The organism is Providencia sp. UF-224, assembly GCF_058245955.1.
In genome coordinates, this window is record NZ_JBSICC010000004.1 from 108,491 (window position 1) to 122,128 (window position 13,638).

General features: G+C 38.0%; 13 protein-coding genes. 8 read left to right on the forward strand and 5 right to left on the reverse strand.

What is annotated here, in order from left to right:
• The first annotated feature begins 34 nt into the window (after positions 1-34).
• From ahpF to yajD, 7 genes are all read left to right on the forward strand, one after another.
• Complete coding sequence (gene ahpF, locus AC4IFO_RS05840) at positions 35-1,609, forward strand: alkyl hydroperoxide reductase subunit F (RefSeq protein ID WP_490732591.1); 1,575 nt, start codon at positions 35-37, stop codon at positions 1,607-1,609.
• A 350-nt stretch (positions 1,610-1,959) separates the two neighbouring features.
• Positions 1,960-3,456, forward strand: coding sequence for a hypothetical protein (locus AC4IFO_RS05845; RefSeq protein WP_490732593.1), 1,497 nt, complete (start codon positions 1,960-1,962; stop codon positions 3,454-3,456).
• 605 nt (positions 3,457-4,061) lie between these two features.
• Positions 4,062-5,243 carry a phospholipase D-like domain-containing protein gene (locus AC4IFO_RS05850; protein WP_490732596.1) on the forward strand — a complete coding sequence of 394 codons (1,182 nt, stop codon included), beginning with the start codon at positions 4,062-4,064 and terminating at the stop codon, positions 5,241-5,243.
• A 2-nt stretch (positions 5,244-5,245) separates the two neighbouring features.
• Entirely contained in the window at positions 5,246-5,482 is a 237-nt protein-coding gene (locus AC4IFO_RS05855) for a hypothetical protein (protein WP_490732598.1), read from the forward strand.
• Positions 5,483-6,060: 578 nt separating this feature from the next.
• Positions 6,061-7,038 (forward strand): DUF1852 domain-containing protein, encoded by a 978-nt coding sequence (locus tag AC4IFO_RS05860; RefSeq protein WP_490732600.1) that lies wholly within the window; start codon positions 6,061-6,063, stop codon positions 7,036-7,038.
• A gap of 29 nt (positions 7,039-7,067) precedes the next feature.
• Entirely contained in the window at positions 7,068-8,099 is a 1,032-nt protein-coding gene (locus AC4IFO_RS05865; RefSeq protein ID WP_490732602.1) for a methionine synthase, read from the forward strand.
• 142 nt (positions 8,100-8,241) lie between these two features.
• Complete coding sequence (yajD, locus tag AC4IFO_RS05870; RefSeq protein ID WP_219248137.1) at positions 8,242-8,589, forward strand: HNH nuclease YajD; 348 nt, start codon at positions 8,242-8,244, stop codon at positions 8,587-8,589.
• 79 nt (positions 8,590-8,668) lie between these two features.
• On the opposite strand, the gene AC4IFO_RS05875 is transcribed toward yajD, so the two are convergent.
• Positions 8,669-9,247 (reverse strand): YebB family permuted papain-like enzyme, encoded by a 579-nt coding sequence (locus AC4IFO_RS05875; protein ID WP_490732843.1) that lies wholly within the window; start codon positions 9,245-9,247, stop codon positions 8,669-8,671.
• 101 nt (positions 9,248-9,348) lie between these two features.
• Complete coding sequence (gene pdxR, locus AC4IFO_RS05880; RefSeq protein WP_490732604.1) at positions 9,349-10,836, reverse strand: MocR-like pyridoxine biosynthesis transcription factor PdxR; 1,488 nt, start codon at positions 10,834-10,836, stop codon at positions 9,349-9,351.
• A gap of 102 nt (positions 10,837-10,938) precedes the next feature.
• On the opposite strand from pdxR, the gene AC4IFO_RS05885 reads away from it, so the two are divergent.
• On the forward strand, positions 10,939-11,397 hold the full coding sequence (locus tag AC4IFO_RS05885) for a GNAT family N-acetyltransferase (RefSeq protein ID WP_490732606.1): 459 nt from the start codon (positions 10,939-10,941) through the stop codon (positions 11,395-11,397).
• Positions 11,398-11,499: 102 nt separating this feature from the next.
• Here AC4IFO_RS05885 and ybiA read toward each other — a convergent pair whose 3' ends face one another.
• The 3 genes from ybiA to AC4IFO_RS05900 all read right to left on the reverse strand — a co-directional run bounded on the left by ybiA (position 11,500) and on the right by AC4IFO_RS05900 (position 13,611).
• Positions 11,500-12,039: a riboflavin biosynthesis intermediates N-glycosidase gene (gene ybiA, locus AC4IFO_RS05890; protein WP_490732608.1), complete on the reverse strand. Its 540-nt coding sequence runs from the start codon at positions 12,037-12,039 to the stop codon at positions 11,500-11,502.
• Positions 12,040-12,137: 98 nt separating this feature from the next.
• The gene (locus AC4IFO_RS05895; protein WP_490732610.1) at positions 12,138-12,860 is read right to left on the reverse strand and encodes an amino acid ABC transporter ATP-binding protein; all 723 of its coding nucleotides are present in this window, start codon (positions 12,858-12,860) and stop codon (positions 12,138-12,140) included.
• Complete coding sequence (locus AC4IFO_RS05900; RefSeq protein ID WP_219248123.1) at positions 12,847-13,611, reverse strand: amino acid ABC transporter permease; 765 nt, start codon at positions 13,609-13,611, stop codon at positions 12,847-12,849. The genes AC4IFO_RS05895 and AC4IFO_RS05900 overlap by 14 nt, the downstream gene beginning before the upstream one ends.
• Between the last annotated feature and the right edge of the window lie 27 nt (positions 13,612-13,638).

Sequence of the window (13,638 nt, forward strand, 5' to 3'; positions counted from 1 at the left end):
ACCCGATTTTATGATTAAAATTAAAGGGGATTACATGCTCGACAACAATTTACAGGCCCAATTAAAAGCCTATTTAGAACGTTTAACTAAACCCGTTGAATTAGTTGCCAATTTAGACGACAGCCAAAAATCAAACGAAATTAAGCAATTGCTCGACCAAATTGCCTCGTTGTCTGACAAAGTGAGTGTACGTGAAGAGCGCAATAGTGCGATAAGAACGCCATCATTTTTAATTACTAACCCAGGTGTTGATAGCGGCTTGCGTTTTGCAGGGTCGCCACTGGGACACGAATTTACCTCTCTGGTGCTGGCATTATTGCAAATTGGTGGTCATCCATCGAAAGAAGCGCAAGAGTTACTGGAACAAGTAAAAGGCCTAGAAGGCGAGTTCCAGTTCGAAACGTATTATTCATTATCATGCCATAACTGCCCAGATGTTGTTCAGGCTTTAAACTTAATGGCAGTTTTAAACCCTAACATCAGCCATACTGCAATTGATGGCGCGCTTTTCCAACATGAAATTGATGAGCGCAATGTGATGGGAGTTCCTGCGGTTTACTTAAATGGCAAAGAATTTGGCCAAGGCCGCATGACATTAAGTGAAATTGTTAGCAAAGTTGATATTAATGCTGATGCCCGTGCTGCTAAGTCATTGACAGAACGCGAGCCTTTTGAAGTATTAGTCATTGGTAGTGGCCCAGCGGGAGCATCCGCGGCAATTTATACCGCACGTAAAGGTATTCGCACCGGTGTTATCGGTGAGCGCTTTGGTGGCCAAGTGATGGATACAGTTGATATTGAAAACTATATTTCCGTTATCAAAACAGAAGGTGCCATTTTTGCAGGTGCGTTGAAAAACCACGTTGATAGCTATGATGTTGATGTTATTGATGGCCAATCAGTTGCTAAATTAATTCCTGCCGCTGAAGCAGGGGGGTTACACCAAATCGAAACCGTTTCTGGTGGTATTTTAAAATCCCGCAGTATTATTATTTCGACAGGTGCGCGCTGGAGAAACATGGGCGTTCCGGGAGAGCAAGAGTATCGCACCAAAGGCGTCACATTCTGCCCACACTGTGACGGCCCATTATTTAAAGGTAAACGCGTTGCGGTTATTGGTGGCGGAAACTCAGGTATTGAAGCCGCGATTGATTTAGCGGGTGTGGTTGACCATGTAACGGTACTTGAATTTGCGCCAGAACTAAAAGCCGATTCTGTGTTACAGCAAAAAGCACGCAGCCTGAAAAATGTCGATATTATTGTGAATGCACAAACCCTTGAAGTTAAAGGGGATGGTAGCAAAATGACTAGTCTTGAATACAAAGACCGTACAGATGAAAGTGTGCATTCTTTAGAAGTTGCAGGTGCATTTGTACAAATCGGTTTATTGCCAAATACCAATTGGTTAGGCGATACAGTCGCAAGAAACCGTATGGGCGAGATTGAAATTGATGCACGTAATGAAACCAGCGTAAAAGGCATCTTTGCCGCAGGTGACTGTACAACAGTGCCTTACAAGCAAATTATCATTTCAGCCGGAGAAGGGGCCAAAGCCGCACTGAGCGCCTTTGATTACCTAATCCGCACAAGTACCAGAACCGCTGAATAGGTGTAATTTACTTTATATTCAGTGAGTTGTAGTCAAAAGGCACTCGGGGGCGAGTGCCTTTTTTTTGTATGTTATCTGTACGAAAAAGGCTCAAAAGTGCCTAAAAGTGTTCAAGTGTGGACAACTTGTGGACGATCTAAACGCTGATTTGGTGGTACTTATAAAAATGAAATTATTGAGTAAAGGAAGTATGAAATAGCACTAAGAAAGTTCAAGTGACTTTAACAAGTAATTTTTTAGCGAACGGATATCAAAGGTAGGGATAATGAGTGAGAGTTATCTTATTTACTTAAGTTAAATTTAGCATTAAGACTATGCACTGATATTCGTTAATAGTAAATGGAATTATTATGTTTGATGGTTTAGGTTATGTTCTGGTGATCGGGATAGTCATTTTAATTATTTTGCTTATATCATACATTATTTCAATTTCGAACGCATTTAATGATGTGAAATTAGATAATGAATTACCAAAAAATAATGATAAAGAGGAAAAAATAAACCAAACTGTGACAGACTGCTCTAAAGAAAATATGATTGGTGAGGCGAACAGGAAACAAAAAATTGAAAGTAAAAATAAATGGCAGCATGAAGCGTTAATTATTGCTATCATTTTAATACCACTTTTCAATTACGCTTATTACATTAATGCCAAAATTTCCAGCTCTGTCGGGTTAGCAGGGGATGTCAGTTTTATATTCACGATCAGTACTTTTTTTATTTTTGCAATACCAACTTTTTTTCTTAACATATTACAATTTAAAAAGGTAAAACATCTTACTATTGCATTTTTAACTTCAACAGTTATTTACAATGCAATCTATTTTCCTCAGAAGTTAGACGTTGACTTTGAAAGTAAGATATATGCTTTAATTTCTGTTGGAGATATAAATAATTTAGAAAAAGAGTTAGGGGAGAATTGCAGTTTAGCTAGTTCTAAGCTTGATCATTATATATGGTATGCATCATTTAGGTCTGAAGCCCCCATTGACTCCTTAGAGTTTTTATTTGACTGCCAATTTTATAAAAATAAATTTGATATTAATAAAATAGAAGAGGGTAGACACTACCTTCGGTATTTTTTCGACGAGAAAATATCAATGAATACAATAATGAACCATAATTTTGAGGTTCTTTTTGCTGAAAAATATTTCACTTTACTTGATGAAGAATCAAAGCAAAAATTAATATGGGGATTAGTATATAAAATTGCAAATGAAAGTAAGAAGGAATACAGTGATATATATATTAGTAGATTAGATAAGTTAATTGATTTAAATCCAATTATTGCTAATTATGTTAATCTTCGAGATATTGATTATCATAAAATAATAGAGTATAGAGAATTTAATGCGGCAAATTATTTTTTAACAAGATTACCGCCTAGTAATGAAGATTACAAATTAGCAATGAATATATTGATAAATAATTTACCTTTCATAATTGAGAAGGTTAAGAGTGATCGCGGTATTTTAGAAGATACAATCATCAATGATATTGACTCCTATTTTTATAAAAAGAAAAGTATAAATTTAATTTTTTATGCATTCTATGTTGGTAATGCAGAGGTGATTAGTTACTTGATTGATAATGAGTTATTCAAGATTAAAGATTACAATTATGAAGTTAAAACGTACACTCAGAATCATGAAACAGGGGCTAAAGATATTAATAATGAAGGGTGCAACAACTACTTAGTTACAGGTATAGCAGAGAGTTGGACTCTTAATGAAGAAGAGAAAAAAGCATTGCTACAAAAATTAAAAAGCTTGCCAAATATTTGTGACCGAATGATTGAAGTCGAGTTAAATAAAATTGATAAAAAACTCGCTAAGTACAAGTCTTAATCGCTATCTATATAAGCAAACTGAGCGACTTATTAGCTCAGTTTGCTTACCTTAAAATAATGGAGCGCATACCCACATCTGCTCTGGAACTCTCGGTTCGGAAATTGTGCTAACAGTAACAAATGCCTGTATTTTGTTGATGGGATGGTATTGCGTAAGTTAAATTACACTTGTGTATTAACATTACGCAGAATTATTTTATTTGTTTTTCTGATACTGCAGCCACTATAAAAGCGAAACCCCGAGAGGGACCTAAGCCTGTCTCGGGGATCTAAGTAGATTGTTGGGGGCGCTTAGTGTAATCACCAGAGGGGCCAAACCAACTGCTCTGTTAAAGGATTCTAAACGCTCATGGCAGAAAGTCAAATTTTTGAGAAAACATAAATTAAGTGGTTATGAGTTCGCCGAGGATATACTAAAATCAATCGGGTTCAATCCATGTTGGAGATTTATCTCATAAAAACAATCCCCCAAGAGCTACTAGAAGGTTTTGAAATCCCGATGGATGAGTTACCGAGATCACATAGGTGAGAGAACGGATGGAGATGTTTTGATAAACAGTATTATATTAATAACTTGATTAAGATAATAAGGAATGTTGAATTTTGAAAATTTTAAATACAAACAGGGAGTTAAAATCCAATTTAAAAAGGATGATTTCATGTTATAAGTATATTTCTTTTGGTGTTGCATGGGCTACGTCAAAAACGGATTTATATGAGTTGCTTCTTAGCCATAAAAATAAGATAAAAACAGGAGTCATTGGAACTCACTTTTACCAAACGCATCCCGATGTTTTAGATGATTTTTGTATGTCTAAAAAGGTTAAATTTATCTTACAGCCTAGTGGGGTTTTTCACCCTAAAATATATCTTTTTTGGAATAATCAAGATGATTGGAGCGTAGTTATCGGTAGCGCGAATTTTACATATGGCGCCATGGAAATAAACACAGAGTTGTGTGTATTAATCCAGCAAGAAGATTCGAATTATGAGCTTGAATATTTTGTTGAACTAATAAGTGATTATGAAAAAAATGCCCAAAGTATCACTATAAATGAGGCAAAGAGGTATAGGAATATCTGGAATGTTAGATCTCGATCCTTAAGAAAAATTGCAGAATCATATAATAAAAGTAAAAATACTAATATATTACATAGTAAAGTATTAACAATGGATTGGAATGAGCTATATAAAGAAATACAAAATGATCCATATCATGGGTTTAGAGACCGAGTAAATCTGCTAAAAAAAATTAATTCTTATTTTGAGGGAAATATACATTTCTCAAATATGGATGTAGATGTCAGATGTGGTATAGCAGGGCTTAGAAGTGAAGAAATAAAAAATTGGGCTTGGTTTGGTTCCATGATCGGGGCTGGAAAATATTATAATGCCATTAATTCAAATAACATAAATATATCTAATGCACTAGATGAAATATCGTTAAGTGGAACGATAACGAGAGATTCTTACTTGGAATATGTTGAGTTGTTTAAGCGAGCGTTTCCTGAAGGGCGGGATGGTGTTGGTATTGCCACACGGCTATTATCCATGAAACGACCTGATCAGTTTATTTGTTATAATGAACAGAATAAAAAAGGGCTTGCAGAAGAGTTCTGTTTATCTAAGCGTAACTTAAATTATGAGGAATATTGGGATTTGATTATTGAAAGAATCATGGATACTCCTTGGTGGAACTCTGAATGGCCATCCTCAGGAATAGAACGAAGTGCATGGCAAGGCCGAGTAGCGATGCTCGATGTTCTATTTTATAAGGAAAAATAATTATGTTCAATGATGATACTGAATACGAATTAACAAGAGGCAGCGACATAGTTAGAGACGGTATGTATCTTGAACTAACTATGGCAAATACTGATCCAGTGTTACAACTAGCTGAAGTCTTTTACTCTGACGTTACTCACCAATTCACACTCACTTGTTTTGAACCGAACATCCCTCTTGCGGTTATTGAAACCTTCATTGAGCAAGCTAAAAAACTCCTTCCACCCATTGAAAAATAAGCAAAATAAAAAGCCTCTCGTCAAAAGAGGCTTTATAAGTGTGGTCAATATGTGGACATTGACTATTGATTAAATCCTTTTATATCAATTATATAAATGCATTTTAGATCGCCGCACTTAGCGCCTTTGATTACCTAATCCGCACTAGTACCAGGACCGCTGAATAGGTGTAATTTACTTTATATTCAGTGAGTTGTAGTCAAAAGGCACTCGGGGGCGAGTGCCTTTTTTGGTGCATAAAATCTGAATACCGAAATATCAACCTAGGCTTCTTTGTCGCTAATCCTGACCAATAATTATGTTTAGCTCATCTTTTTGGCTTATACCTTTTTAATCTAAATTATGTGATACAGATCTAAATACCGCACAAAATCAGTCATACCAATGATCATGAATTTCATTCATGTTGTAGTGAAATTAAGTCGCTTTCACTCATTCAACAGCTCTGGCATAAATTAGATAACGCTAACAAATTAACTTATTTACAACATAAAGATTGATGAATGAGAAACAAAAACTTCTAAAAAATCAAGAAGTCAATTTAGTTTCCATCTTGGAACTTAGGGTGCGACAAGACGATGAACAAAAATTTTACATTTACGATTAAAAGTAGTCTTTTTGACGAAAATTATAATCCTTCTGAAAATACACGTATCACAACGAACTTTGCTAACTTAGCCAGAGGGAAAAATCGCCAAGAAAATTTGCGTAACACGCTTGTCATGATGAACAACCGTTTTAATACATTAGCCTATTGGGATAACCCGAAAAGTGACCGTTATTCAATCGAGTTGGAAATTATTTCTGTGGAAATGAGTGTTGAAAATAAAGCCAATACGTTCCCTGTGATTGAAATATTAAAAACGAACATTGTTGATAACAAAACGGGACAACGCACAGAGGGGATTGTTGGAAATAACTTTTCTTCTTATGTCCGAGACTATGATTTCAGTGTTTTATTGCTCGACCATAATAAAGACCAAGCAAACTTTAGTATTCCTGAAAAATTTGGCGATTTGCATGGGAATATCTTTAAATATTTTGTTAACTCGAACGAATACAAAGCACACTTTAATAAGGCGCCAGTCATTTGTTTAAGTGTCTCAAATAAAGATGTTTATCATCGTACGGGTAATCAACACCCTGTGTTAGGTATCGAATATCAGCAAAATGGGGCTTCATTAACGGATCAATACTTTAAAAAGATGGGGTTACAGGTCCGTTACTTTATGCCACAAAATAGTGTTGCGCCATTGGCCTTCTATTTTACAGGTGATTTACTGAGTGATTACAGCAATCTTGAACTGATTAGCACGATCAGTACGATGGAAACATTCCAAAAAATTTATCGCCCAGAAATTTATAATGCAAATTCTGTTGCAGGACAATGTTATCAACCAAGCTTAACGAATCAAGATTATTCGTTAACCAAAATTGTTTATGACCGCGAAGAACGTAGCCGATTGGCTATTGAGCAGGGGAAATATACAGAAGAGCATTTTATTGAGCCCTATAAACATATTCTAGAGCAATGGTCTGCTAGCTACGCACTCTAATTAATTATAAAAATTTAAGGTCAATTATTATGAAAACATTATTACCAACATCTACCGCTGGCAGTTTACCAAAGCCTTCTTGGCTGGCTCAGCCTGAGACCCTTTGGTCTCCTTGGAAGCTGCAAAATGAAGAATTAATTGAGGGAAAGCAAGATGCACTGCGTTTATCCCTCGAAGATCAGCTACGTGCTGGGATTGATATCGTGAGTGATGGCGAGCAAACCCGTCAACATTTTGTGACTACATTTATTGAACACCTCAGTGGTGTTGATTTTGAAAAACGTGAAGTGGTTAAAATCCGTGACCGTTATGATGCGAGCGTACCAACCGTCGTTGGAGCCGTTGAACGCCAACGACCTGTTTTTGTTGAAGATGCTAAATTTTTACGCAAGTTAACGAAACAGCCGATTAAATGGGCATTACCTGGCCCAATGACAATGATTGATACGCTGTATGATAACCATTATAAAAGCCGTGAAAAATTGGCATGGGAATTTGCGAAGATTTTGAATCAAGAAGCAAAAGAACTTGAAGCTGCCGGTGTTGATATCATTCAGTTTGATGAGCCGGCGTTTAATGTGTTTTTTGATGAAGTGAACGATTGGGGTGTGGCGGCTCTGGAAAGAGCGATTGAAGGCCTGAAATGTGAAACGGCAGTGCATATCTGTTATGGATACGGCATTAAAGCCAATACAGACTGGAAGAAGACGCTGGGTTCTGAGTGGCGCCAATATGAAGAAGCGTTCCCGAAACTGCAAACGTCGAATATCGATATTATTTCACTGGAATGTCATAATTCCCATGTTCCAATGGATTTGATTGAGCTTATCCGTGGCAAAAAAGTGATGGTTGGGGCGATTGATGTGGCAAGCAATATCATCGAAACGCCAGAAGAGGTCGCTAATACGTTACGTAAAGCACTACAATTTGTGGATGCAGATAAGCTGTACCCATCGACAAACTGTGGTATGGCACCATTGTCGCGCCAAGTTGCGACGGGCAAACTTAATGCCTTAAGTGCAGGGGCTGAGATTATTCGCAGAGAGTTGTTAAATAGGTAATATATCCAAATATTGGTAACCAAGAGAAACCCAGAATCAATATCTGGGTTTTTTATTGCCTTGAATTTCTTATTTCGTTCTAATGTGAGGTATATTAGGTGAATTATTATTAAATTACTTTTTTGAAATAGGAATGTCGGCAATGGCTCTGATCCCTAAAAACTATGCGCGCTTAGAAAGCGGCTATCGTGAAAAAGCCCTCAAAATTTATCCGTGGGTGTGTGGACGTTGCACTCGCGAGTTTGTGTATTCAAATTTACGCGAATTAACCGTTCACCATATCGACCATGATCATACCAATAACCCCGAAGATGGCAGCAATTGGGAACTATTATGTTTATTTTGCCATGACCATGAGCATTCAAAATACACAGAAGCAGACATGTATGGTACCAATGTAGTGGCAGGGGAAGATGCACAAGATGACATTGAAGCGGCAACGTATAACCCGTTTGCTGATTTGAAATCGATGTTAAACAAGAAAAAATAATCACAACATTAGCTTATCCAGAATACACTAAGCCACTTTGCGTATTAGTGGTGGCTCAGTGAATATTCTATTTCAGCGATTAATGAATATCTTCGTGGCTGCGGTAAATCAACGATAGTTCAGGGTGATTCCAAAGGCTTGCAGGCGTTACAGTGGTGCGCTCCCAAGGTATTTGTCCAATAAACCAGAGCTTCCAAAAATTTAACTTTGCATTCGGATTTTTTGTTAATAATTCTTCAAACGTTTCAATTTCGCCAATTTGAACTGATAAGGCAGATTGGTAGATATCAAAGACAAATTTAGAACAAAATTGCCTTGGTGAATCATAATTAAAGCCGGTGTGGTAAAACTTATTTAAACGCGCAGGGACTTGTGCAACTAAGGCATTTTTTTGATCTTGTGTTAATGTTTGAGCAAAACGGCGCACACTATAACGTTTATCTGCTGAACGAGCGATGAAACGCGAAAGTGTCGTGGTTGTCGATAAGGGCACACGGCTTTCAGCGATTAAATAATCGTCACCATCGTGCCCAATGATCATACCGACATGGTTGCTCCAACATAAAGAGGCTGAAGCAATTTGGCGAAATAATTCGGTACCAATACTAGTAAAAACAATATCACCCACTTCATATTCATAGGGGTAGTTTGTTTGCATCATTAAAATACCTCAACATAAATGAAAGAATGTCATTAAGGTATAGTTATAAAGCTTAACAAAAATCTGACTATCAGATAAAAGCGCAAAATCTTCTTTGTTTAGCTTGGGTATATCTTATTTATCTGCTCACTCAGTAACTTTACATTCTGCACAATATCGGTTTCTGTATGAGCGGCATAACCAAATAAAATGGCATTTTGTTTGTTGCTGTTAATGCAATATCGAGATAAAGGCTGGGCGCCAAAACCTAATAAGCGGCATTGTTCAAGTATGAGGTTAATATCGTATCCAGCTTTTATCCAACATACTGTGTGTATTCCCGAATCTGTCATTTGTACCTCAAATAAATGAGGAAGATACAGATTAACGGCATTGAAAAAAGCGTTCTGCCTATCATGGCATATTTTCCTGATTTTACGTACATGGCGAGCATAATGGCCTTCTTGAATAAATTGCGCTAAAGAGGCTTGCTCTAAGTATCCACAATGACTATCACTGTAATATTTCATCATGGTAAATGCCTCACTCAGAATTTCTGGCACAATTAAAAAACCTAAGCGAAACCCTGGGTACATCATTTTTGAAAATGTACCTGCATAAATGACACGTTGGTGATTATCTAACCCTTGCAAGGCTTGAATTGGCTTAGATAAAAAGCGAAATTCACTGTTATAGTCATCTTCAAAAATCCATGCGTTATTTTGCTGAGCCCAATCAAGTAATGCTAAACGACGCGCAAGGCTTAAGGTCGTACCAAGAGGAAATTGATGAGAAGGTGCTGTGTAGACTAATTTGGCATCTCCATGGTGTTTCGCACCATAGGCGATATCCATTCCTTCATGATCCGATGGAATTGGGGAAATTTCAGCACCTGCTGCGGTTAAAATAGCGCGAGCACTGTCATATCCAGGATCATCCAGCCAAACTTTATCTCCTTGTTGCAACAGCACCTTCGCTGCTAAGTTAATTGCCTGTTGGGTTCCATTGACAATAATAATTTGTTTTTCTTTGCAGTGAACGCCGCGGGTAGAATGTACATAATCTACCAGTAATTTTTTTAGAGGTGTAAAACCATCAGGGTGGTTGAAATAAGGAATAGTTTGTTTCGATTTCCGCCAAACTCGGCCTAATAATCTTCCCCAAAGTTCATGGGGAAACTGATCAACACAACCAATACCAATATTGAACATTTGGTGTGATTGTGTTTTTGGTCGTGATTGATCCCACAGCTTCGTCAATGTTGCGACCTTGGGATTAAGATTAAGTGCAGAATATTCAGGCTGCTCACTCAATTGCAATGGGCTGACTGAGCGAACTAATTCATCAGGGATATTAGCTGATACATAAGTGCCAGAACCTTTTTTTGAATACAGATATCCCTCATCAATTAACCTCTCAAAACCCGCAATGACTGAGTTACGCGAGATAGACATCATTTCAGCCAAAGCGCGTGAAGAGGGGAGTTTAACACCTGATGCAATGCGCCCATCTAAGATTGCATTGCGAATAGTATGATAAACATTTTCTTTTATATACCCCTCATCAAGTAGGAGCAGTGGAAACTGAGCCTGTTGTTTACGTCGCATAAGTGGATCCTAAATAAATAACAAAAGTGTCTCTTATACAGCACCAGATAGAACTGTACTATAACCTCATTATGTAATATGTCTACAAATGGAAGGGTTATTATGAATAAAGCTACATTACCAGTTACGGTTGAATTTGTTGCCTCAGAACATTATCCAGAATGGCTAGTTTATTGGTTGGAATACCAAAAGTTTTACCAAGTTGAATTAAGTGAAGATGTCACATTAAAAGCGTGGGAACGTTTTTTTGACGACAATGAACCTATGCATTGCGCTGTCGCACTCGAAGGTGGCAAAGTGGTTGGTTTCGTCAATTATTTATTCCACCGTTCGACATGGGCAAAAAATGATTTTTGCTATTTAGAAGACCTGTATGTCACACCAGAAATGAGAGGGCGCCACGTAGGGAAGCAACTTATCGAGTTTGTACAAGCACAGGCGCAAGATAAACAATGCGGCCGTTTATATTGGCATACACAAGAAACCAATTTACGTGGACAAAAATTGTATAACTGGGTGGCAGAAAAGCCGGGGGTGATTGAATATAGAATGCCTTTGTAATTAATGCAGTAGCATATCCTACATTTCAGTGAATGACTGGCTGGCCCGTTGTTTGGCAACAACGGGTTTTTAGCAAAATAGGATTAAATGCAAGAAATGCTTTTAACTTGCCAATTGGGTGCGAACTTCCATTAATGCAAAACCTAAAAGGTTTAATCCTTTCCATGTGAGTGGGTTTTCGATGTTTTCAGCCTCTTCAGCGAGACCAATGCCCCATATTTTATCGACTGGGCTGGCTTCAACTAATACGCGTTCATTAGTAGAAAGCAAAAAGGCTTTCAGTGATTCATTTTGGCTAAACTTCGCCATATTCGCGGCAACAACAATGTCGAAACGGTTATCGTCCCAAATATCTTGTTTAAACCCTCGTACTTCTCGACCAAAGGCTTTCGCCGCTCCTGGGTTAGGTGCGTGAATAATTTTGTCTAATATTTCGAAATCACCAAATAAACGTGCTTTTTCTGCCATCATAAAATGTTCAGCGCTTGCAAATCGGTGCCCATCGACAATAAATGGAGCAGGGTACCACTGACTAAAGCAGCTTTTAGTGACTTGATGTTGTTTAGTTTGATGCCCCCAGAAAAAAACATATTTGAATTTTTTCCCTGAGCGATATTGTTTACAAAGACTTTTAATATCCATCGATTAAGCTTAATTAAATAATAATATTCTTAGCATACGGATAAATAAGACATGGGGCTATCAGAAAAGCCTGCTTATGGTGATAAGCAGGCGAGCAATTAGAGAACTTTACTTAAAAACTCCGCAGTACGAGGGTTTTTAGGGGCAGAAAACAGCTGCTCAGGCGTACCTTCTTCTTGAATAATACCCTGGTCTATAAACATAACGCGATCAGCAACTTCGCGGGCAAAGCCCATTTCATGGGTTACGATAACCATCGTCATGCCTTCAGTGGCTAATGTTTTCATAACAGACAACACTTCGCCAACTAATTCAGGATCCAATGCGGAGGTAGGTTCATCAAATAATAAGATGGAAGGTTGCATTGCGAGTGCTCGGGCAATGGCAACACGTTGCTGTTGACCACCGGAAAGGCTGGCAGGCCAAGCATCAATTTTATCTAATAAACCAACCTTGGTTAATAGTTGTTCAGCTTGTTTTAAGGCGTCTTCCTTTTTTAATCCTTTAACTAAAGTTGGTGCCATCATTAAATTTTCAAGCACAGTCATATGTGGAAATAAATTAAAACGTTGAAAAACCATGCCGACATTTTCACGCATTTTATTTAAATCAGTTTTAGGGGCATGGACATCGAACCCGTTGACTTTGATTTCCCCACCATCAGGGCGTTCGAGAGCATTTAAGCAACGTAAAAATGTACTTTTACCTGAGCCAGAAGGGCCTATGACACAGATAACCTCTTGTGGATGAATTTCGCAAGAGATACCGCGCAAAACATGAGTTTCACCAAATTTTTTTTGTAAATCATTAACGTAAATCACTTCTGCCCAACCTTCTTTCCATATATTGCACTAACTGAGCGAGTATAAATGTCAGCATCCAATAGATAATTGATATTGTTAAGTAGGGTTCCCAATATGTGGCGTAGGCCCCTGAAACGGTGCGAGCTGCATAGGCGAGGTCGGCTAATCCAATCGCTGAGGCAAGTGATGAATCTTTAACAATTGCAATCGCGTTATTCCCCAAAGGAGGTAAGATTCGACGGAAAGCTTGAGGAAGGATCACTTTACGCATGGTTTTTGCCCAACTCATACCGAGTGCACGGGAGGCTTCCATTTGCCCTTTATCAATTGATTGAATACCAGCACGGAAAATTTCAGAAACATAAGCGCCTGAATTTAAAGTAATAGCAATGACGCAAGATAAAAAAGCACCATAGTCAGAGCGTAGCATTTTAGCGGTATCAACAGACATCAACCCAGAAGTCACGAATAAGCCATCTCGTGGGTTAATAAATAAGGGCACTAATGCAAAGTGAACAACCATTATTTGAACAAATAATGGCGTACCACGAAAAGCGCTGACGTAAAAACGCACCGGCCATTGCACGAAATAGTGCAAAATAGGCTTCCACACCCCTTGTTCCGCTTTGGCTGTTCTCCCCAGCCCTAGCGTAAGTCCCCATAAAGAGCCTAGAATCACGCAAATAATGGTGGCCTTGATGGTCATCAGTGCGCCTTCAGCGAAGAGCGGGGCGTATTCTTCAATTATTTCCCAACGAAAAGCAGACATCGTAATTTCACCCTGATTTAAAACGAG

What these genes read in the sequence shown, in the direction of transcription:
- ahpF (WP_490732591.1), top strand. Translation starts at nt 35, where the DNA reads ATGCTCGACAACAATTTACAGGCCCAATTAAAAGCCTATTTAGAACGT.
- AC4IFO_RS05845 (WP_490732593.1), top strand. Translation starts at nt 1,960, where the DNA reads ATGTTTGATGGTTTAGGTTATGTTCTGGTGATCGGGATAGTCATTTTA.
- AC4IFO_RS05855 (WP_490732598.1), top strand. Translation starts at nt 5,246, where the DNA reads ATGTTCAATGATGATACTGAATACGAATTAACAAGAGGCAGCGACATA.
- AC4IFO_RS05860 (WP_490732600.1), top strand. Translation starts at nt 6,061, where the DNA reads ATGAACAAAAATTTTACATTTACGATTAAAAGTAGTCTTTTTGACGAA.
- AC4IFO_RS05865 (WP_490732602.1), top strand. Translation starts at nt 7,068, where the DNA reads ATGAAAACATTATTACCAACATCTACCGCTGGCAGTTTACCAAAGCCT.
- yajD (WP_219248137.1), top strand. Translation starts at nt 8,242, where the DNA reads ATGGCTCTGATCCCTAAAAACTATGCGCGCTTAGAAAGCGGCTATCGT.
- AC4IFO_RS05875 (WP_490732843.1), bottom strand. Translation starts at nt 9,247, where the DNA reads ATGCAAACAAACTACCCCTATGAATATGAAGTGGGTGATATTGTTTTT.
- pdxR (WP_490732604.1), bottom strand. Translation starts at nt 10,836, where the DNA reads ATGCGACGTAAACAACAGGCTCAGTTTCCACTGCTCCTACTTGATGAG.
- AC4IFO_RS05885 (WP_490732606.1), top strand. Translation starts at nt 10,939, where the DNA reads ATGAATAAAGCTACATTACCAGTTACGGTTGAATTTGTTGCCTCAGAA.
- ybiA (WP_490732608.1), bottom strand. Translation starts at nt 12,039, where the DNA reads ATGGATATTAAAAGTCTTTGTAAACAATATCGCTCAGGGAAAAAATTC.
- AC4IFO_RS05900 (WP_219248123.1), bottom strand. Translation starts at nt 13,611, where the DNA reads ATGTCTGCTTTTCGTTGGGAAATAATTGAAGAATACGCCCCGCTCTTC.